Origin of the sequence: Burkholderia sp. Nafp2/4-1b, from assembly GCF_003635165.1 — a bacterium.
Taxonomy (GTDB): domain Bacteria; phylum Pseudomonadota; class Gammaproteobacteria; order Burkholderiales; family Burkholderiaceae; genus Burkholderia.
Genome location: NZ_ML058619.1, coordinates 19,862 through 40,856, shown reverse-complemented (window position 1 = coordinate 40,856; position 20,995 = coordinate 19,862). Strand labels below are relative to the sequence as shown.

Annotated in this window: 16 protein-coding genes; 3 read left to right on the top strand and 13 right to left on the bottom strand. The window is 66.2% G+C overall.

The window, feature by feature from the left end; genetic code table 11:
* Positions 1-25: 25 nt before the first annotated feature.
* A complete protein-coding gene (locus C7H84_RS26835; RefSeq protein ID WP_121861611.1) occupies positions 26-970 on the bottom strand; it encodes a hypothetical protein in 945 nt (314 codons plus the stop codon).
* A gap of 165 nt (positions 971-1,135) precedes the next feature.
* On the opposite strand from C7H84_RS26835, the gene C7H84_RS26830 reads away from it, so the two are divergent.
* Positions 1,136-2,011, top strand: coding sequence for a LysR substrate-binding domain-containing protein (locus tag C7H84_RS26830; protein WP_121861610.1), 876 nt, complete (start codon positions 1,136-1,138; stop codon positions 2,009-2,011).
* Between the two features lie 31 nt (positions 2,012-2,042).
* Here the strand turns inward: C7H84_RS26830 and C7H84_RS26825 are convergent, their stop codons facing one another.
* Together C7H84_RS26825 and C7H84_RS26820 are read right to left on the bottom strand one after the other, a co-directional pair.
* The gene (locus tag C7H84_RS26825) at positions 2,043-3,311 is read right to left on the bottom strand and encodes an ATP-grasp domain-containing protein (protein ID WP_121861609.1); all 1,269 of its coding nucleotides are present in this window, start codon (positions 3,309-3,311) and stop codon (positions 2,043-2,045) included.
* Between the two features lie 64 nt (positions 3,312-3,375).
* Positions 3,376-4,809 (bottom strand): MFS transporter, encoded by a 1,434-nt coding sequence (locus C7H84_RS26820; protein WP_121861608.1) that lies wholly within the window; start codon positions 4,807-4,809, stop codon positions 3,376-3,378.
* A gap of 399 nt (positions 4,810-5,208) precedes the next feature.
* On the opposite strand from C7H84_RS26820, the gene C7H84_RS26810 reads away from it, so the two are divergent.
* Entirely contained in the window at positions 5,209-6,327 is a 1,119-nt protein-coding gene (locus C7H84_RS26810) for a TauD/TfdA family dioxygenase (protein WP_121861607.1), read from the top strand.
* A 110-nt stretch (positions 6,328-6,437) separates the two neighbouring features.
* Entirely contained in the window at positions 6,438-7,376 is a 939-nt protein-coding gene (locus C7H84_RS26805; protein ID WP_121861606.1) for an ABC transporter substrate-binding protein, read from the top strand.
* Positions 7,377-7,636: 260 nt separating this feature from the next.
* On the opposite strand, the gene C7H84_RS26800 is transcribed toward C7H84_RS26805, so the two are convergent.
* The 10 genes from C7H84_RS26800 to C7H84_RS26755 all read right to left on the bottom strand — a co-directional run bounded on the left by C7H84_RS26800 (position 7,637) and on the right by C7H84_RS26755 (position 20,913).
* Positions 7,637-9,334 carry a M4 family metallopeptidase gene (locus C7H84_RS26800; protein WP_121861605.1) on the bottom strand — a complete coding sequence of 566 codons (1,698 nt, stop codon included), beginning with the start codon at positions 9,332-9,334 and terminating at the stop codon, positions 7,637-7,639.
* A gap of 548 nt (positions 9,335-9,882) precedes the next feature.
* A complete protein-coding gene (locus C7H84_RS26795; protein ID WP_205611464.1) occupies positions 9,883-11,181 on the bottom strand; it encodes a Xaa-Pro peptidase family protein in 1,299 nt (432 codons plus the stop codon).
* A 245-nt stretch (positions 11,182-11,426) separates the two neighbouring features.
* Positions 11,427-12,338 (bottom strand): LysR substrate-binding domain-containing protein, encoded by a 912-nt coding sequence (locus C7H84_RS26790; protein ID WP_121861603.1) that lies wholly within the window; start codon positions 12,336-12,338, stop codon positions 11,427-11,429.
* A 27-nt stretch (positions 12,339-12,365) separates the two neighbouring features.
* Complete coding sequence (locus tag C7H84_RS26785) at positions 12,366-13,328, bottom strand: helix-turn-helix domain-containing protein (RefSeq protein WP_162999372.1); 963 nt, start codon at positions 13,326-13,328, stop codon at positions 12,366-12,368.
* Positions 13,329-13,474: 146 nt separating this feature from the next.
* A complete protein-coding gene (locus C7H84_RS26780; RefSeq protein ID WP_121861601.1) occupies positions 13,475-14,893 on the bottom strand; it encodes an aldehyde dehydrogenase family protein in 1,419 nt (472 codons plus the stop codon).
* Positions 14,894-14,940: 47 nt separating this feature from the next.
* Positions 14,941-15,963: an ATP-binding cassette domain-containing protein gene (locus C7H84_RS26775; protein WP_205611469.1), complete on the bottom strand. Its 1,023-nt coding sequence runs from the start codon at positions 15,961-15,963 to the stop codon at positions 14,941-14,943.
* Between the two features lie 62 nt (positions 15,964-16,025).
* Positions 16,026-17,069 (bottom strand): ABC transporter permease subunit, encoded by a 1,044-nt coding sequence (locus C7H84_RS26770; RefSeq protein WP_121861599.1) that lies wholly within the window; start codon positions 17,067-17,069, stop codon positions 16,026-16,028.
* Between the two features lie 120 nt (positions 17,070-17,189).
* Positions 17,190-18,161 carry a glycine betaine ABC transporter substrate-binding protein gene (locus C7H84_RS26765; RefSeq protein WP_162999371.1) on the bottom strand — a complete coding sequence of 324 codons (972 nt, stop codon included), beginning with the start codon at positions 18,159-18,161 and terminating at the stop codon, positions 17,190-17,192.
* 70 nt (positions 18,162-18,231) lie between these two features.
* Positions 18,232-19,854 (bottom strand): GMC family oxidoreductase N-terminal domain-containing protein, encoded by a 1,623-nt coding sequence (locus C7H84_RS26760; RefSeq protein ID WP_121861598.1) that lies wholly within the window; start codon positions 19,852-19,854, stop codon positions 18,232-18,234.
* Between the two features lie 117 nt (positions 19,855-19,971).
* Positions 19,972-20,913, bottom strand: a complete 942-nt coding sequence (locus tag C7H84_RS26755) for a flavin reductase (RefSeq protein ID WP_121861838.1) — start codon at positions 20,911-20,913, stop codon at positions 19,972-19,974.
* Positions 20,914-20,995 lie beyond the last annotated feature (82 nt).

The following is a 20,995-nucleotide window of genomic DNA, read 5'->3' as shown; positions in this document are numbered from 1 at the left end:
TCCTTGTCGAGGACGGAAGAGGGGGCTAGCGCGTGCGCCTGCGCAGGCGCTGCGCTTCGAGGCGCGGCAGCAGGTGCTGCACCACGCGCGGCAACGTGTAGATCGGCAACTGCGCGCACGTGAACACGAGCGCCATGGTCGGGGTGGCGGCGAGCCCGAGCGATGCCCACATCAGCCCGACGTTGCGGTTGGCGACGATCAGCGCGACGTTCATGCGCGTGCGGACGTCGCCGGGCGTGATCCCGTACGCGACGATCTGGAAGCCGACGTTGACGGCGAACGCCAGTGCGATCGCCGTCAACGCGCGGTGCGGCGCGTCGACGATCGATTGCTGCATGCCGGCCATCGTGCCGAGCGCGAACACCAGCAGTGCGATCACGATGATCGCGTCGATGGGCGTCGCATAACGGTCGAGCCGTGCGTCCGCGAAGCGCCGCACGAGCAGCGCGACGCCTTCGGCGCTACCGATCAGCAGCACGAGCCGCAACGCGAGACTGACGGGCGAGATCGACACGGCCGCGTCATGACTGAACCAGGCCGTCAGCAGCGGTGCGGTGAGCGGGACGAACGCCATCGACGCGAGGGTCGCGACCAGCGCGACGCTCGCATCGAGCGATAGCATCCGCGCGATCGTCGACGTGCCGCTCGACGGTGGCGCGCAGTAGGCGATCACGAGTGCGACGACCCAGTCGTACGGCAGGCCGGCGAGCCGGGCGGCGATGCCGAGCGCGACCGGGCACGCGATCATCGTCGCAGCCGGCAGCAGCAGCGACACCGCCGGACGTCGCGCGACCGCGCGCACGGCGCTGGGCTCGACCCGCAGCAGCGTGCCGAGCACGAACAGGAACACCGTGACGGGCATCAGCGGCCGCGCGAGATCGGCGAGCGGCGGCACCAGCAGCCCGAGGCCGACGCCGCACGCGAGCACGGTCGGCCCCCGCCGCACCAGCGCGGCGATCAGCGCGCGCATCGGCGAACCGCGGGCCCGCGGCGAACCAACGTGAAACCGGAGCAGACAGCGGATGGCATGCTAAATCCTCGGAAGGGCCGGCCGGTACCGAATGTCAGCTAGGCTATTCCCGATTTTTGGCGAAGTAAAATGATATAAACTGAATCGGTAACAAGAGATAGCGATATGAACATCCCTTTGCTCGAAACCTTCCGGGCCGTCGTTCAGGAAGGCAGCGCGCTGCGCGCGGCCGAGCGGCTGGGCTGCACGCAGTCGAACGTGACCGCACGGCTTCGCCAGCTCGAGGAATCGCTCGACGCGCCGCTGTTCGATCGGCATGGCAAGCGGCTGGTGCTCAATGACGCCGGCCGCCGGCTGATTCCGTATTGCGACCGCATCCTGCGTCTCGTCGACGAAGCGACGCAGGTCGTGCGCGAAACACCGGTCGCGCGCAGCTTCCGGCTCGGTTCGATGGAAAGCACGGCGGCCACGCGCTTGCCGGCGCTCGCCGCCGCGTTGAAAGAGCGCGATCCGGCGCTCGGCCTCGTGGTGCAGATCGGCAGCGAGCCGGAACTCGCCGACGCACTGTTGCGCGGCCGGATCGACGCCGCACTGACCGCGCGCGCGCTCGTGCGGCCCGGGCTGCGCTACGAGCCCGCGTTCGCGGAGGACATGGTGCTGGTGAGCGCCGCCACGCTGACGCGCCGGCAATTGCTGGCCGACAACACGGTGCGGCTGCTCGCATTTCATGAAGGCTGCCCGTATCGCGCGATCGCCGAGCACTGGCTGAAGGCGCGCGGCTTCGCGATCGAGTCGGTGTCGTCGTTCGGCACGTTCGGCGCGATCCTCGGCTGCGTGGCGGCCGGCATGGGCGTCGCGATCCTGCCGAAGCGGATCACGACCGAGCATGTCGCGCGCAAGGAACTGCGTGCGCACGCGTTCGACGATCTCGACAGCGTGACGACCTATCTCGTCACGCCCGACGAAGCGCCCGCGCTGCCCGAACTCGACGTGTTGCGCGCGGTGCTGGGCCGCCAGGCCGGCGCGTTGCTCTCACGCTGACCGGGCGCCGAAACGCGCGACTGCCTCAGCGTCAGGCCGGCGCGACCGCGCGTTCGTCCGCGAAGAAATCGGCCTCGATTTCGCGGATGCGGCGGCAATCCTCGAGCAGCCGCTCGAACGTCGGGCTGTAGAGGCCGACCGTCCCGAGCGCCGTCTGCAGGTCGGTAGTCACGCGCAGCGTGTCGCCGATCTTGATCCATTGCTTGAGCCCGACGAACGACGGCAGCGCCTGGATCGCCTGCCAAGTGAAATCCTGCTGCAGCACGCCGTTGCGCGACGACAGCAGCAGTACGTGGCCGCAGTAGCCGCGGAACTCCGCCGGTGCGGTGACGTCGCCGAACAGCCGCTCCGGATGCAACACGGCTTCCACGGCGGCCGACACGTGATTCTCGCCGCTCACCGCGCTCGTCAGCCGCGGGTCGAGGCTGCCGTGCAGCCGTGCGTTCAGTTCGACGATCGTCGGGCCGTCGGCGGTATCGAACAGTTCGAGATGGGTCGGCCCGAAGCGCACGTCGAGCGCGTCGAGCACGTCGGCCGCGTAATCGAGCAGCGGTGCGTAGCGCGGATCGGCATGGTTCAGCACCAGCATCTTGTCGAGCCGCGGCGCATGTGTGCGGTCGCGGTGCACTTCCCACAGGCTGACCACGCGATGGCGGCCTTCGAACGACACCGAATCGACGATGTATTCCTGCCCCTCCGAATAGCTCTGGATCACGATGTCGTCGTTCGGCTGGTTGTACAGCGAACGCGTGGCCAGCACGTCACCCGCGGCCGCCTCGACCTGCGCGAGCGTCCGGCAGATCTTCACGCCCGCCACGCCCGCGCTGCGCGCCGGCTTCACCACGAGCGGCAGCGTGACCTGCGCGCGCGCCCATTCGAGCGCTTCATCGACCGACGTGCTGTGGAAGTGCGCCGGTGCGCGCAGGCCAGCCTGGCGAATGCGTTCGTTCATCGCGAACTTGTCGCGCCGCGCGGCCGATGTCGCGAGCGGGTTGCGATAGGGCACGTCGAGCCGCTCGGCCAGCGTGTCGGCAAGCTCCAGCGCCGCGTCGAGCCCGTGCAGCACCGCGCCGATCCGCAGGTCGCTCAGCTGCGCGAGCGTTGCGTCGATGTCGCCGCGATGCTGGACCTGGCGGACGTAGTCGGACGGGTTGAACTGGTTCCGGTAGACGGCCGGCAGATCGGGGTCGCTGATCACGTGCACGCAACGGATGCCGTAGGCGCGAAACGCGGGCGCCAGATAGGCGGCCGTCGACGCGCCGTCGACGATCAGGACGGTATCGATGAAGCGATGCTGCATGGAGTCCTCGCTCGGCAGGGGAAGCGGTTGAAGGATGGGTTGAAGGATGACGGGTGCTACGCAGTCAGCGGCGCGTGCCGCCAGGCGCGGCATCGCTGCGCCAGCGCGCGGCCACCAGCAGGCAGATGGCCACGAGCGCGGCGGCGATCGCGAATGCGTGCGCCGCGCCGGCCACGAGCGCCGCGCCCTGGCCAGCCACCAGTGCGCCGAGCGCCGCGACACCGATTGCGGCACCCACCTGGCGCGCGGTATTGAGGATCGCGGAAGCCGTCGCCGAGCGGCTGGCTTCGACACTGCCGAGCAGCGTCGACGTCAGCGCCGGAATCGCGATGCCGCCGCCGACCGCCATCGCCGCGAGCCCGGGCGCGAGCAGCAGGTACGGCGTATCGGCGGCAAGCGTCCGCCACAGCCACAGATAGCCCGCGAGCGATACGGCGAGGCCGATCACGACGGTCGCGCGGAATCCGTACCGGACGGCGAGGCGCGCGCTCGCGATGTTGGCGAGCATGATGATCGTGAGCGGCGCGAGCGCAAGCCCTGATTCGGTCGCGGTGAAGCCGCGCGCATTCTGGAAGTACAGGCTCAACGAAAAGATCAGCCCGTAGAACGCGGCGTTCGTGACCGCGCCGATCGCGAGCACGCCCGGCACGCGCGCGATCCGGAAGAACGCCGGTTGCAGCATCGGCGCAGCCACGCGCCGCTCGATCGCGACGAACAGCACGCCGAGCACGACCGACGCTGCCAGCGCGCCGGCCGCATACGGATCGCCGAGCCCGTGCGCGCCGGCGCGGATGATCCCGCCGGTCAATAGCCCGAGCACGAGCACCGCGACGATCTGCCCGGCCGGATCGAACAGCCGCGTGCGCGCGGCGGCCGAATCCCGCACGTGGCGCAGCGTGAGCCACAGTCCGATCGCGCAGATCGGCAGGTTGATGAAGAAGATCGCCCGCCAGCCGAACGAATCGATCAACAAGCCGCCGAGCGTCGGTCCGGCCGCGCTGATCGCGCCACCCGTCGCGCTCCACCACGCGACCGCCTTCACGCGCGCGGCGGCGTCGTTCGCGCACGCATGCGTGATGAGCGCGAGCGACGTCGGCAGGATCATTGCGGCGCCGACGCCCTGTGCGACCCGCGCCGCGATCAGCGTGAGCAGCGACGGCGCGAGCGCGCAACCGAGCGACGCGAGCAGGAACAGCACGAGGCCGTGCGCGAACAACTTCCGGCTGCCGAAACGATCGGCCAGCGTGCCGGACGTCAGTAGCAGCGCGGCGAACGACAGCGTATACGCGTCGACGATCCATTGCAGCCCGTGAACGCTCGATCCGAACGAATGGCCGAGGCTCGGAATCGCGACGTTGACCACGGTCACGTCGAGCTGGACGATCGCGAAGCCGAGGCTCGCGGCCGCGACGGTCGGGAAGATCGCACGCAGCGACGTGCGCGGCTGCGGCGCGGCGGCCGCCAGCGTGCGGTCGAGCGCGGGAACACGCTCGCTCATCGCGGCTCCCGGGCGGCAAGGCGGGTGATGCCGTACGACAGGCGGTATCGGTTCATCTGCGGGTTCTCCGGTGGCGGATGAAGGGCGCCGACCGTCGATCGAAGGTCGGCCGCGTCATGGCGTCCGACGGAAAACTAGCATCGACCCACTAACGAATACAAATAATAACCAGCGATTTTTTAACAACCATTTGTGTTAAGTGGCGAATTGGCACGCGCGGCCTGACGCCGCCCGCGTTGCTGAACATATATCGATATTTTTTGTTAGCAATCGAATTTATATCATTTCGCAATGGAATGACGGTCTCCTAGTCTTGTCGAGCGCTGCGCCCCGAGGACGGCAACGCGCGGCGGTGGCGGCATACCGCTCTTCGAACCAGGATCTTTATATGAGAGACCTATGACCTATTTCGCAGATGAACGTATCGTGTTGACCGCAGCGGAGTCCGGCCACATCCGAAGCACGCTCGGCGCGCTGGATTACGACCCGGCCGGCGGCGCCGGCTACATCAGCGCTGTCCGCAAGCTTGCCTACAACGCATTTCCCGACCGCATCGTCGACGCGTTCGATCGCGCGAAGGCGCCGACCGCCGATGCGCACGGTTCGATCGAGATCGACAACCTGCCGATCGACGACGCCGTGAGCGGCAGCCCGCGCTTCGAGGAAACCGGCCGCTCGTTCAAGGCCGGCGTGCTGAGCGAAAACGTGCTCGTCGCGTTGAGCACGCTGGCCGGCGAACCGTATTCGATCGCGCACGAAGGCCGCGAGCTGGTGAACAACCTGACGCCGCACAAGACCACCGCGCGCGAATATACCGGTCTCGGCTCCGAGGTCGAACTCGATTTCCATATCGAGAACGCCGCGCAGGCCCACATGCCCGAGGGCGACACGTCGCCGTTCGCATTGCTGCTGCTCGGCATCCGCAGCGAGGCCGGCGGCGGGCCGTACACGCGGCTCGCCGACGCGCGACGCGCGCTGCAGCTGTTGTCACCGGACGATATCGCGCAGCTGTACGGCGAGCACTACATCATCCGCGTGCCGTACCGCTGGCGCGGCGCGACGCCGACGCCGCGCGACAACACCGACCTGAGCGCCGTGCTGTCGGGGCCGCTCGACGCGCCGCGCGTGACGGTCGCGTTCTATCCAGACATGGTGCTGCCGGTCAACACGCGCGCACAGGAAGCGCTCGCGAACCTGTATCGCGCGGTACGCGAGGTCTCGTTCGGCGTCCAGGTGTCACCCGGCAAGCTGGTGCTGATCAATAACCACTTCACGCTGCATTCGCGCGATCGCTTCGATCCGCAATACGACGAGAACGACCGCGCGTTTCGCTGGGTGCAGCGCGTGTTCGTCGCACGCAGCCTGTGGAATTTCCGCGCATTTACGCCGTTGCAGGCGCGCGTATTCGATCCGAAGGCGCTGTATGCGGGCGACTCGCCGGTACAGCGCCCGGCACCGGTCGCGCAACCGGCGGTCCATCGCGAGACCGCGACCGAACTCGAGGCGACGCCGGCGTGAGCTTGACCCGAGCGCGGCGCGGGGGGCGCGACGTCCTTTGAAAGTCGTGCGGCTCCCGTGCGCGTTCGCTTCCTTCATTCATCAGAAAAACAGCAAGGATTCCGGAAGACATGAGAAAACTCGATTTTCCCGTCGCGCGCATCGTTCGCGTACTGGCCGTTGCACTGATCGGCGCCGGCATGGCCGCCCAGGCCGCGACGTTCGACCTGAGCCCCGAGCAGCCGGGCCGGCAGCGCGGCACCGTGAACCCGGCGGTCGAGCAGGCCGTGCCGGGCAGCTTCAGGTTTGCCGAAGCGAACACGCTGACGATCGGCATCGCGCCGAACCTGGCGCCGCTCAGCACGTATGCGACCGACGCGCGCACGGTGGTCGGCTTCGATCCCGATCTCGCGCAACTCGTCGCGGACAGCATCGGTCGCAAGCTGAAGCTCGTACCGCTCTCATGGGCCGACTGGCCGCTCGCACTGCAGTCGGGCAAGGTCGACGCGGTGATCTCGAACGTGACGGTGACCGAGCAGCGCAAGGAGAAGTTCGACTTCTCGACGTACCGCAAGGATCAGCTCGGCTTCTACGTGAAGACCAACAGCCGGATCGCGGCGATCCGCGAACCGAAGGACGTCGCCGGGCTGCGCGTCGTGACCGACTCGGGCACCAACCAGGAGAAGATCCTGCTCGAATGGAACCGGCAGAATGTCGAACGCGGGCTTGCGCCCGTCGCGATCCAGTATTACGCCGATGCGGCAGAGCGCTGGGTCGCGTTGCAGTCCGGCCGCGTCGATACGATCTTCAGCGTGAACTCGATGCTCGCGTACCAGGCATCGCTGCGCGGCGATGCGAAGCTGATCGGCACCGTGAGCGGCGGCTGGCCGCGCACCGCGGACATCGCGATCACGACGCGCAAGGGTAGCGGCCTCGCCGATCCGCTGACGCTCTCGATCAATGCGTTGATCGCGAACGGCAGCTACCGGAAGGTGCTCAACCGCTGGAGTCTCGATGCGGAAGCGATCGACCGATCGCAGACCAATCCGCCGGGATTGCCGAAGACGTGAGCGCGTGTCATGTTGCGTCCAAACACGCGCGGGCCGGGCCGCACGTGGCTTTTGATCGGGTAGTGGCGCCGGCGTGACTATCGAAGTTCTTCGAGGCGGCAGGGCCGCACTGTCGGCCGATCAACCGCCAGCCATCGCAGGCGATTGATCGGCACCTGCCTGTCACCCGTGCGACCTTGATCGATTCGCTTCCCTCCGAAGCGACGTCGGGCCACGCGACCGCCAGGCGATCAACGCGCACGCCGGTGCGCCGTCAACCGTCAATTCACGCCGACTGCACTCCACGCGCGCGCAACCGTGGCGCTCTCGGCAGAGTTCGCGCCATACAGGTCGGTTGCAGCCTGGATCGACGCGCGCCGTGCGTTCGGATAGCTCGAGTTTGCGTTCAGATACACCGTGAGCGTGCGGTACCAGATCTTGCCGGCCTTCTCGCGGCCGAGGCCGCTGAAGGTCGTGTCGCCGTTGCAGACCAGTTGCGTCCGCGACAGGCCGGTATCGGTCGACGGCACCGCAGGACCTTCCGCGAGCAGGTAGAAGAAGCGGTTGCCGACACCCGACGTGAAATGCGGATCGTGACGCGGATTCGACCACGAGAAGCCGCCGGACGGGTAACAGCTGAACGACCGGCCGTCGAGATCCTGCTTGTACATCTTGCGCAGGCCGCCGCTCACCACGCGCGCACCGATCACGTAGTTGCCGGGATCGTTCGGGTTATTCGCGTAGTACTTCACGAGCGTGCCGAAAATGTCGGACGTCGACTCGTTCAGCCCGCCCGCGTCGCCCGAATAGTTCAGGTTGGACGTGGCCTCGGTCACGCCGTGGCTCATCTCGTGTCCGGCGACGTCGACCGACACGACGGGTTTGGGCAGGCTGGTGCCCGGCTCGCCGTCGCCGTATGCCATCACGTGCGACGCCAGCCATGCCGCGTTCGCGCCGGTCGTGCCGCTGCCGGTGTTGAATACGACGTGAGCGTAACTCTTCACGCCGCGACCGTCGTTGAAGATGCCGCTGCGGTTGTGTGCCGTCTTGTAGTAGTCCCAAGTCAATGCGAGCCCGTAGTCGATGTCCGCGGCGACGGTCTGTCGGTCGGTCGTCGTGTTGTTGCCCCACACGTTCGTGCTGCTCGTGAAGATCGGCAGATCGGTTGCCTGCTCGACGTCGTCCGAGCTCAGGCCGCGGCCATCGTAGACCGACCCGCCGCCGCGGCTCGGGTCGAGCATCCGGTACGCGTTCGTGCCCGTCTGGTCCGTGGTGAGCGTCAGGTTGCCGTAGTACAGCGACCGGCCGGTGCCGGTTGCCGAGGCGGTCTTGATCAGGTCCTGGGCGTCGAGCACGGCGCCCGTGCGCGCGTCGACGTAGTACAGCACGGCGTCGCCGTGTACGTCGGTCGCCTTGCCGTATACGCGCACTGCGTAGGCCAGCGTCGGCGTGACGTCGCGTGCGAACACGACGAGTTCAGCGTCATCCACGCGGCGCACGTCCGAATTGAAACGCGCGGCCGCGACGTGCCGGGCCTTGGTCGCGCCTACATCGGGTGCGTTGCGGACCACCGAGCGGGCGCCGACCTTGCCGATCATGCCGGCGAGATTGATCGGCGCGAGCTGGGTCAGGCTCGCCTGTTTCAATTGCCCCTTGCTCGAATGGACGACGACGTCACCGCCTATCACGGGCAGGCCCGCGTAGAAGCGGTCGAAGCGCACGTGTTCGGTGCCGTCGGGGTCGACGATCACGTCGCGCACCTGGAACTGATCGCCGTCCGTCGTCGTGCTTGCTTGCGGTCCCGCGAACTTCAACGCGCGTGCCGTGCCGCCGGCAGCGAGACTGAAGGCGGACGGGTTCTGCTGAATCAGTTGCAGCGCCTTGTCGACCGCGGCCGGCTGGTCGCCGGCCTGGGCAAAAGCGCTGAGACTCGCGACGGTAATCGCGGTGATGGGCAGCAGACGAGACAATTTCTTCATGTAATTCCCCAGGTTATGAGTGGGTTTGTTCGAGGAATGCATCAAGTAATGACTTTTGGATAAGTCCGTATTGCGAACAGCAAAGGCATGCTAGAAGGCCGCTTTTATAATTACAAGATATTTTAGAGTTTCTTGTTTTTTAATGGCGGCGACGTCAATCAAGTCATTATTTGGTTAGCAATGTGAAATGGTCTTGTCGGATGCATTTGGTGTATCGGCAACCGCGCATTGACTGTGTTGGGCAGGGGCTCGTGGTGTGCGGGACGAGGTTGCGCGTGGCGCCGGTCGAGTGTGCGGAGGAGAGAAGTCGATGTGAAGCGGGGGCAATTAAATGATCGAGATCCGATTTATTGAATATTGCACTCGACTGTTGTCATTCGGAATACACTAATATCGATAGATAATTCTTCAGATATTTTCGTTTTGCGATGGAATGGCATTCAATCCGCATTGAATATCTTGCGAATGACGCGACATTGCGGACGACTTCGCGCGTCGCGCCCGCGAGTATGCGACCCGCCGGCGTCCCCGCTCAAATATCCCGCAGATCACACAAGCGGCACCGACGACAAGGGCACCGCGCCATCGGCCGTGATCAGCACCTGCTCCTCGAGCTTGACGCCCTCGATCCCGTCCTTTTCGCCGATGAAACTCTCGACCGACACCACCATGTTCTCCTCGAACACCCCGTCGTAACCCCATTCGTCGAAGTCGACCGCATAGGCCACGCTCGGGAACTCGTCCACCAACCCGCAACCGTGAACCATCATCATGTAGCGGTTGTGGACGTACTGCACCGGCACCGCCCAGCTTTTCTCGGCGAACTCGCGGAAGGTCACGCCGGGACGTAGCAGCGCGCAATTGTGTGCGATCTGATCGCGGGCACGGCCGAACAGCGTACGTTGCGCGGCGGAAGGGGCCTTGCCGGGGCACACGAAGCTGCGTGAAATATCGGAGAGGTAACCGCCGGGCCCGACCATGTCGGTGTCGAAGCCGACGATATCGCCGGCGAGGATCTCGCGATTGGTGGCATCACGGAACCACGGGTTGGTGCGCGGCCCGGAGCTGAGCAGGCGCGCTTCGCTCCATTCGCCGCCGTGGGCCGTATTGGTGTCCTGCAGCACGCTCCACAACTGGTTCTCGGTGATGCCGGGGCGCAATGCTTCGCGCATCCTCGATACGCCGAGGTCACACACGCCCATCGAGATGCGATGTTGCTCGATTTCCTGAGGGCCCTTGATCATGCGTGCCATTTCAGTCAGCGGTTGCGCATCGTGCAAGGACAGGCCCTCCGTGCGCAGCCATTCCGCACCCCAGGGATCGCACTTGTCGAGTGCGAGCCGGCGGTTGCCGCCGCCGTGCTGCCGCACCACGTCCGCGATGCTGCGTGCCCATTCGCGTGCCTTCTCGCCCACACGCGGGCCGGCCAGAAAGAAGTTCCACGGAATGGTCGGCCGGATCTCGTCGATCGTCTCGATGCCTTCACTGTTGTGCCGGCTGGTGGCGAAGTCGAACAGGATCACGGGGCCATCCGTGGCCACGAACACGTAACGACTCGGCGAGTGCATCACCCATACGCCGAGGCTGTTGGTGTCGGTCGCGTAACGGATGTTGATCGGGTCGGCCAACAGCATCCCGGCGTAGTCGTGCTGTTTCAGTTGCGCACGCAATCGCTCGAGTCGATACGCACGCAGCGCCGGGCGGTCGAGCACCTCGAATGCCTCGATCAGCGCGGCGTCGACGGAACTTGCCCGATGTCCTTGCGAGAGCGGGTCCTGCCGGAACTGGCGGCGCTCGGCCGTGGCGGCCATCGATGCATCCGTGTCATCAGTGAAGCGGCGGTTCATGCGATTACCTGTCAGTAAGGGGAGGTGGACCGACGATGCGTAGCCGGGAATCGGCGGCGTCACATCGATCCAGATTGATTAGTGATGCAGATAAACGAGCGCGCGGTGCAGTTACACCCTGCGCCGGGGAGGGGCCGACGACGTCCGGCCCCGTGCCATCAGTATCGTGCGCGGCCCGTCCCCGCGTAAACGCAAGGAAAAAATATCCGCCTGTTAATGAAAAGTGAACGTATCCGGCCGGCGCCTCAGGCGGCCATCTGCTGAACGAAGGAGCCCTTGACCCAGGCCACCACGGCCTCGGTGGCCGGTGTGCCGGACGAGTTGCGCGCAACCGTCAGATGGAAGCCGTGGCAACGCACCGGATCGGTCCGGATGGGCTGCACGAGCAGCCGGCTGGCGAGAAAGCGGCTCATCAGCGGCGGGCCGATCAGCGCGAAGCCTTGCCCGTCCAGCGCGGCCTGGGCCAGGTTGGTGTAAGTGTTGACCGTGATGTTCGGCTTGGTTCCGTCCATGCTGACGCCATGGTTGGTAAACCAGGTCGACCAGCGTGTGAGGCGATCGTAGGGCCCTTCGAGGTGGATCAGCGGATGTCCGAGCAGGTCGGCGGGATCAAGGGGCGTGTCGTGGTCGACCAGATAGGTGGCAGAGCAGGTGGGCGCGATGGTCTGCGACGTCAGCAGGATCGAATCCTCGGCGGGGGGCGCGGAACTGTAGGTCACCGCGAGATCCACATCCTTCTCGCCCAGATACGGCAGGTCCGACACGATGAAGCGCAGCTCGATGTCGGGGTGCTGCGCGCGGAAACTGCCGAAATTCGGCAGCAGCCAGTAGGTCACGAAGCCGGCGGTCGCGCTGATGGTAACGATGTTGTTCGCCGGCCGCGAACTGATCTCGATGGTGGCCTGCCCGACCTGCCGCAGCGCGGACGAGACGGCCGTGTGATACCGCACGCCGCTGTCGGTCAGCCGGATGGTGCGGTCGGCGCGGTCGAACAACTGCACGCCGAGGAAAGTCTCGAGCGCCTGGATCTGCTGGCTGACGGCCACGCGCGACACGTTCAGTTCGACGGCCGCCCGCGAGAAACTCAGATGACGGCCGGCTGCCTCGAACACGATCAACGTGTTCGGTGGCGGCAGCGTCGCTTTCAATGAACTCATGTATCCGGTCTCCTGTCCGCGCGCGCGTCAGCGACGCATTGCCACGACTGTATCGTGCCGCTCGGCAGCGTGCTCGCGCGCGTCGCTGCCGAAGGTGCGGCTTTGCGCCTGTCGGCGCTCCTGGCCGGGTGTCAGGCCGAAGGTTTTGCGGTAGGCGGAAGTGAACACCGACAGCGACTGGAAGCCACAGGCTACCGCGATATCGGTCAGCAGCATGCTGCTTTGCTGCAGGAGCTGGCGAGCCCGGCGCAGGCGCAACAATCGATAGTGCTGCATCACCGGCTGCCCCACCGCCGACCTGAACAGGCGCAGCAGCCTGCGCTCGCGCACGCCGGCGCGCTGCGCCAACGCCACCAGCGACAGCGGTGTCTCGATATGCGCTTCCATCAATTGCAGCACGTCGGCCAGCAACCGGCTGGCGGAGCCGTAGCCGGCGGGCGGTTGCAGCGCGCCGGGATGCCGGACCCGGTCCACCGCCAGATAGCTCGAGATGCGTTGCACGAACGCATCGCCCATCGACAGCCCGACGAGGTACAGCATCATCTCGAGCGGTGCCACGCCGCCCGCGCAGGTGATGCGCTCGCGGTCGATGCGGAAGATACTGCGCTCGAACGTGACGTCGATGAAGCTTTCCGCTTGCGCGTGCAGGTATTCCCAGTGGATCACGCAGGTGTGGCCGGCCAGCAGGCCGGCCTTGGCCAGCACGTAGGCGCCGGTGCAGATGCTGCCGAGCAGCGTACCGGCATGCGCGAACTGGCGGGCCCGCTGCAGATGTGCCGGCGTGGTGGCGCGCTGCACCTCGTTGCCGGCGCAGACGAACACGATATCGGCCGGGCCCGGCGTTTCCGGCACGTCGACCGACAGCTTCAGGCCGTTGCTGGCCTCCACGGGCTGTCCGTCCACGCTGATCACGGACCAGCGGTACAGCGGCTTGCCGCTCAACTGGTTCGCGATCCGTAATACTTCGAGCGCGTTGACGAACGCGATCATGCTGAAGTTCGGCACCAGCAGGAATACGAAATGCGAAGCGCTGGCGAACTTCGCCAGCGTTCTGTCGGCCGGCACCGGCGCTTGCGGTGCGAGCGGGAGCAGGGGCGGCATGATCGTGCGGCAGCCGGTGGGAACGGGGCGCGTGACTACGGGCGGATCACGGCCTTCACTTCAAGATAGGCCTCGAAGCCGGCTTCACCGCATTCCCGGCCGTTACCGGACTGCTTGAAGCCGCCGAACGGGGCGTACGAATCCCAGTCCGGGGTGTTGATCTCCACCTGGCCCACGCGCAGCCGCGCGGCCGCCTGCGAGGCGGCCGCCGCGTCACCCTGCACATACGCGGCCAGCCCGTAGGGGGTATCGTTGGCGATCTCGATCGCCTCGTCGACGGTGTCGTAGGCGATCAGCGATACGATCGGCGCGAAGATTTCCTCTCTGGCGATGCGCATGTCCGGCGTGACCTGCGCCACGACCGTCGGCGCGATGAAATAGCCCGTCTCGACGCCGGCCGGCTGGCCGAGGCCGCCCGTCACGACGGTGGCGCCTTCCTGCTCGGCCGACGCGAGCAGCGCGCGTGCTCGCTCGAACTGGATCTGGTTGACCACCGGTCCGAGCGTGGTGTGCTCGTCGAACACGTCGCCGCAACGCACCGTTTCGGCGGTGGCCTTGGCTCGTGCCACCGCTTGTTCGTACTGCGGCCGGTGTACCAGCATGCGCCCCGGCGCGGTACACGACTGCCCCGCGTTGCGATAGGCGGCATGCACGCCGGCGGCCACTGCCGTGTCGATGTCGGCACCGGGCAGGATCAGGTTGGCCGAGTTCCCGCCCAGCTCCTGGTGGACGCGCTTCACGGTGTCGGCCGCTGCCTTGGCCACCTGGACGCCGGCACGGGTCGAGCCAGTGAAGGACACCATCTCCAGGTCCGGATGCTCGGCGATCGCGGCGCCGACGGTGGCGCCGTCGCCGTTGACGAGGTTGAACGCGCCGGCCGGCAGGTCGGCGTCGTGCAGCAGCTCGGCCAGGTAGAGCGCGCTCAGCGGCGAATATTCGCTGGGCTTGAGCACGACGGTGCAGCCTACCGCGAGTGCCGGGATCAGCTTCGTGATGATCTGCAACACCGGGAAATTCCACGGCGTGATCAGGCCGCACACGCCCACCGGTTCCATCACGAGGGTGGTCTTGCCGCGCGTCTTTTCGAACTCGAAACGCTCGAGGATCTCGATGCCGTTCCGGATATGCGCCAGCGAGCCCGCCACCTGCGCCTGCCGCGAAAAGCTGATCGGCGTGCCCATTTCGAGCGTCATGCGCCGCGCGAATTCCTCGCTGCGCTCGATGAACAGCGTCTCGATACGGCGCAGCATGGCAAGCCGCGCACTGACCGACGAGGTGGAGAACGACGGGAACCGGCGTCTGGCCGCGGCGACGGCGGCGTTCACGTCCTCGCGCGTGCCCATTGCGATCTCGCCGACCGGCGCCAGGCTCGCCGGATTGATCACGGCGCGGCGCGCCCGGTGGGTGGCGGGAACGAATTGGCCGTCGATGTAGAAATGGTCGAGATATCGCACGATAGTCCTTGAATTGAGTGGCAACTGGAAGCGGGGCACTGGCGGATTCAGGCCGCCGTGGTCGGAAGGCCGGCGGTATCGGGCAGGCTCGGTTGCTGCTGTCCGCGAACCTGCCGCGGCACGATTGCACGCACCACGTCGCGCATCGCGCACTCACCGACTACCGCGCCGCCGCGGGTCACCGCGAAACTCCGGTCGAGATCGCCTTGCGACTTCGCCAGGGCGGCCTCGAGCGTGTCGCCTTCGTCGAGCGTGTCGCCGGGCACGTACGACGCGGATGCGGACGGGCTCATCACCGAGCCCACCTTCAGCACGCGTGCGCGGTTGATGTCGTTGACGAACCGCTGGATGTAGTCGTCCTTCGGCTGCAGCACGATGCTTTCCGGGCTGCCTTGCTGCACGACCTTGCCGTCCTTCAGGATCACGATGTGATCGGCTATCTTGAGCGCCTCCTCGAGATCGTGCGTGATGAACACGATGGTCTTGTTCAGTTCCCGCTGCAACTCGATCAGCAGGTCCTGCATGTCGGCACGGGTCAGCGGATCGAGCGCCGAGAACGCCTCGTCCATCAGCAGCACCTCGGCGTCCGAGGTCAGCGCCCGCGCGATCCCGACCCGCTGCTGCATGCCGCCCGACAGTTGGTGCGGGTAGCGGCCCTCGAAGCCCGACAGGCCGAGGCGAGCGATCCAGCGCCGTGCCTCCTGCTGCACGGTCGGCTTGTCCTGACCGCACACCTTTTTCGCCAGGCCGACGTTGTCGAGCACGGTCAGATGCGGCATCAGCGCGAAGTTCTGGAACACCATCGACACGTTCGAGCGGCGGAACTCCAGCAACGCGCGCCCCGACAGCCGGGTGATGTCGCGCCCGTCCACCAGGATCTCGCCGGCGGTCGGCACGATCAGGCCGTTGAGATGGCGGATCAGCGTCGACTTGCCCGAGCCCGACAGGCCCATCACGACCGTGATCGCACCGGCGCGCATGTCGACGTTGATGTCGTGAAGCCCGATCACGTGGCCATGCTTGGCGAGCAGTTCGGCCTTGCTGATCCCGCTCATCACGAGCGGCATCATCGACTTGGCCTCCGGGCCGAACACCTTGTAGCACTGGCGCACGGCGATCTTGATGTCCTGGCTCACTGCTGGCCTCCTTGTTTGTGGACGGCGAGACGCGACATCGATACCTTGGTGACGCGATCGAACAGGATCGCAAGAAACACGATCGACAGCCCGGCCAGCAGCCCCACGCCGAGCTCGAGATTGTTGATGCCGCGCAGCACCAGCACGCCGAGCCCGGGCGCCGACACCAGCGACGCGATCACGACCATCGACAGCGACATCATGATGGTCTGGTTCACGCCGGCCATGATGCTGGGCAGCGCCAGCGGCAGCTCCACGCCCACCAGCTTCTGAAACCAGCTCATGCCGAACGCGGAGGCCGCCTCGCCGACAGTGCCGTCCACCTGACGGATGCCGAGATCGGTGAGCCGGATCATCGGCACGATCGCGTAGAGGATGATGGCGATTCCGTAAAGCTTCGGGTCGGTCACGCTGAACAGGAAGATCAGCGGGATCAGGTAGACGAACGAAGGCAGCGTCTGCAGCATGTCGAGCACCGGCAGCATGCTGCTCTTGAGGCGGTCGCTCTTCGACATGGCGATACCGGCCGGGATGCCCAGCACGATGCAGATCAGCGTGCAGGTCAGCACGATCGCCGTGGTTTGCAGCGCGTAGTGCAGATAGTCGACCAGCCCGAGGCAGAAGAGCAGGGCGGCCGTCATCGCGGTCACCTTCTTCGAACGCGACAGGCCGTAGGTGATGGCCAGCAGCGCCAGCGTGGCCAGCCACCACGGCACGATCTCCACCATGTGCAGCGAGAGTTGCAGCATCCACGACAGCGGCTGGGTGATCGGGTCCAGTACCAGCTTCAGTCCGTGGCGGATGTGCAGGAAGCCCTGCTCGATGCCGGTGGTCAGGTCGCGGGTACGCGGGATGGCCGCGCAGTCCGCGTTCAGCGCATCGAGCGACGGAAACGGGAAGTTCCATCCGCCGCCCTGGTCCGATGACGCAGCGGCGGCCTTCGACAGCAACTGCGCGAGGGAGACCGGCCCCGACTGGGCATGGGCATCGCACCATGGCCGCAGGCCGACCGAATCAAAAAATGCGTTATCGATGTTCATGGATATCAATCCTCGCGTCCGGGGCCGCTCGATTCATGGATGCATTGCGCCATGGCAGGGCGCGGAAGCGACGCATCGGTCTCCGGGTGCGCCTGCCTGCCCGGAGACCGTGCGGATGCCTCACTTGATGACGGAGCTGACCTTGGCCAGCGCGGCGGGCGACACCCAGCTCTTCCACTGGTCCTTATAGTGCGTCAAAAAATAGGCGGCGGTTTCATCGGCCGTGGCCTTGTTCGTCTCCTGCCAGGACAGCAGCTGGCTCATCAGCGAGTTCGAGAACGACACGCGGCTCATCAGGGCCGCGATGTCCGGATGCGCATCGCGGAACGGCTTCGCCATGGTGGTCAGCACGGGTGCACGAGGCCAGCCCGTCTTGCCCGGTGTGGCGCAATCCAGGCGCGCGTTGCACTTGGCGATGGCCGGTACCACGGGGCCCATGTCCACGCTGACCATCGGATACTTGCCGAGCAGCGCGGTCGGCGCCCAGTAGTAGCCGAACCACGGCTTCTTGTCCTTGTACGCCGCCGCGAGCGAGGCCGCGAGCGTTTCGCCGGAGCCGAAGCTGACCACCTTGATGCCGTGTTTCTCCAGCTCGAAGGCCTTGATCAGGTTGTTGTTCGATACCGTCGAGCCCCAGCCGGGCGGGCCGTTGTCGAACTGGCCGCCGACCAGCTCCGGATGCGCGAGGATGCCGTCGAGGGTCTTCAGTTCAGGATGCTGGTCCACCAGATACTTGGGCACCCACCAGCCGTCCTGACCGCCGTCGGCGATCACGTTGGCGAGCTGCACGATCTTTCCCTGCTTTTCCAGCGTGTAGTACACGTCGGCCACCGCCGGCCAGACTTCGGTGAGGATGTCGGGCTTGCCGGTTTCGGACAGCGAGGTCAGCGCGGGCACCGTCGAGGTCGGCACCTTCTGCACCTTGCAGCCGTAGCCCTGTTCCATCAGGAAGCTCGACACCGCCGTGACGATTGCGGCGGATGACCAGTTCATCTCCGTGATGGTCACCGAGCCGCACTCCGCCGCCATGGCGGGGGCGGAGAGCGGGCCGATCAGGAGGGCGGCAGCGAGAATTGCGAGTCGTGATTTCATCAGTTGCTCCGAGAAACTCCAACAAAGGCTGAGTGGACAGGAACGGTTAAACGACGAGGCTCGAGCCTCCTTACGTATGCTGCGCGGCCTCGCCGGCCGTTGCGGCTCGACGTGCGGCGAGGATCATGTCGGCGCCTTTCTCGCCGATCACGAGGCTGATGGCATTGAGATTGCCGCTCGGAATCTGCGGGATGATCGAGGAATCCACCACGCGCAGGCGCTCCACGCCGATCACTTTCAGATCGGGCGTGACCACCGCATCGGCATCGACGCCCATCTTGCAGGTGCCGCATGGGTGGAAGCTGCCGCCGGCGTTCTCGCGCAGGTAGGCGAGCCATTCGTCGTCCGTCTGCACGTCGTCGCCTGGCTTGCACTCGCCGGTCACATAGGGCGCGAAGGCGTGCGAGCGCAGCGCCGCGCGTGCGATGCGAGCGCCGGCGATCAGCGTCTCGCGATCGTAGGCGTCGGCCAGCATGTTGAACTGGATGCTCGGCGGTGCGAACGGGTCCGACGATTTCAGTTTCACCTCGCCGCGGCTGCGCGAATTGTTCACGTTGGGCTGCAGGTTGATCGCGGCCTCGGGCTCCATGCGGATGCCCTGGTCGGTGTAGCTCGAGGAAAACGCGCCGAAGTGATACTGGATGTCGGGATAGGCCAGCTCGGGCCGCGTGCGTATCAGACCGACGCCGCTGTATGAGAAGGTGGCCTGGCCGGAGCGCGACAGCAGGAAGCGCGTGCCGTACTTGAGCATGCCGAGCGCGTTGAATTCCTGGTTGGCCGTGCGCACGTTCACATAGGCCTTGACCTGGCAGGCCGGGTGCTCCTGCAGATTGCGGCCCACCGCGCGGTTCTCGACGATCACCGGAATGCCGGCGAGGTTCAACTGGTCGGCCGGGCCGATGCCCGAATGCATCAGGATCTTCGGCGAATTGATGGCGCTCGCGCTGACGATCACCTCGCCGTGGCAGCGCTCCACGCGGCGCTGTCCGTCGAGATCGAATTCGACGCCGACCGCCGCGCGGTTCTCGATCAGGACACGGCGCACCAGCGCGCCGGTCAGCACGCACAGGTTGGGGCGGCTCCTGGCCGGATCGAGATAGCCTCGCGCCGCGCTCCAGCGCAGGCCGCGATGCTGGGTCGAGTGCAGGATGGCCACGCCCTCGGTCGGCTCGGCATTGAAGTCGACGTTCTTCGGATAGCCGAGTTCCTCCATCGCGTCGAGGAATACCCGCGTGAGCGGCGGCACGCCGCGGATCTCGCTGATCACGATCGCGCCGGCCTTTCCGTAGGTCGCGCTGATGCCGTCCCGGTTGCATTCCACCTTGCGGAAGTACGGCAGCAGTTCGTCGTACGACCAGCCGGCATTGCCGAGCGCGGCCCAATGATCGTAGTCGCCACGATTGCCGCGCACGTACCACGTGGCATTGATCGAGCTCGACCCGCCGAGCACCTTGCCGCGCGGCACGATCTCGGTGCGACCGTTGCGCGTCGGGTCCGGCTCGGTCGGAAACATCCAGTCGGTCTCCGGATCGTTCATGGCCTTCATCGCCAGGGCCGGAATCTTGATGGCAAAGCGGTTGTCGCTGCCGCCAGCCTCCAGCAGCAGCACCCTGTGGCGCGGATCGGCGCTGAGGCGATTCGCCAGCACGCACCCCGCCGACCCTGCACCGATGATGATGAAATCCCAGCTCATTGTTTCGTGCCCTTTCGAACCTGTACGGGTGCCTGGCAATCGCGCGGCGGACCGAAAACCGAAAACTCGTGCCTGGCTACGTGCGCGGGCGTGGGAGATCCGTCCGCGCGGGGCGCGTCACGCCTGGCGCGCGGCGGCGGGCGGGGCGGCCGGCTGGCCGCGCGTGCGTTCCACCAGCCGCGTCAGCGTGCGCATCAGCACGGCGATATCGGCGGACGACACGCCGTCGAGCTGCGCATCCTCGAAGGCGATCCAGCGCGCGCGGATCGACTGGCGCAAGGCCAGCCCCGCATCGGTCAGCCGTACGCCGCCGTCCGCGGTGCGGACCAACAGCGCCTTCTGGGCCAGCCAGGTGACGGCGTCCTCGACATCGCGCTGACCGAGATAGGTCTGGCAGGCGACGTCGCCCACCTTGATGCCGGGGCTCGCGTGGACACTGGCCAGCACGCGTGCCACCGCGATGCTCACGCCTTCGGCGCGGCGATGTTCATCGAAGGCTTCGGACAGCGCATGGTGCGTGTCGAAGATCAGTTGCAGCAGGTTGTTGCCGGCTGGCCCGGTGCCCGCGTTGGCGATCTCGGCCGAATCGCCCGGCACTTCGGGCGGCTCGCTGGCAATGCAGTACTGGCCCTGGCTGAAGATGAGCGGCACGCCTTCGAAGCGCGTGAGCCGCGTGACCCGGCCGATCAGCAGCAGGTGGTCGCCGCCGTCGTGGCGGGCGTGCACGTCGCATTCGAAATGCGCGAGGCAGCCATCCAGCAGCGGCGAGCCGAACGGGTCCGGTTGCCAGGCCACGTCCGCGAACTTGTCCTCGATCTTGCTGGAGAAGTGGCGCGACAGCTCGATCTGCTCGGACGACAGAATGTTCACCGCGAAATGCTCGCAGCTCGAGAAGGCCGGGAAGCTGCGCGATTTCCGGTCGATCGACCACAGCAGCAGAGGCGGATCCAGCGACAGCGAGGAAAACGAGTTGACGGTGACCGCCGAACGGCGCTCGCCGTCCGCGGTCGTGACGATGGCGATGCCGGTGCCGTACTGGCTCAGGCCGCGGCGGAACATGCGCGGATCGTCGGCGGGGTTGCCCTGTTCGATCGGCACGAACGCGCGCTGCATGGAAGATTCGGAGATGCGCATGATCGGT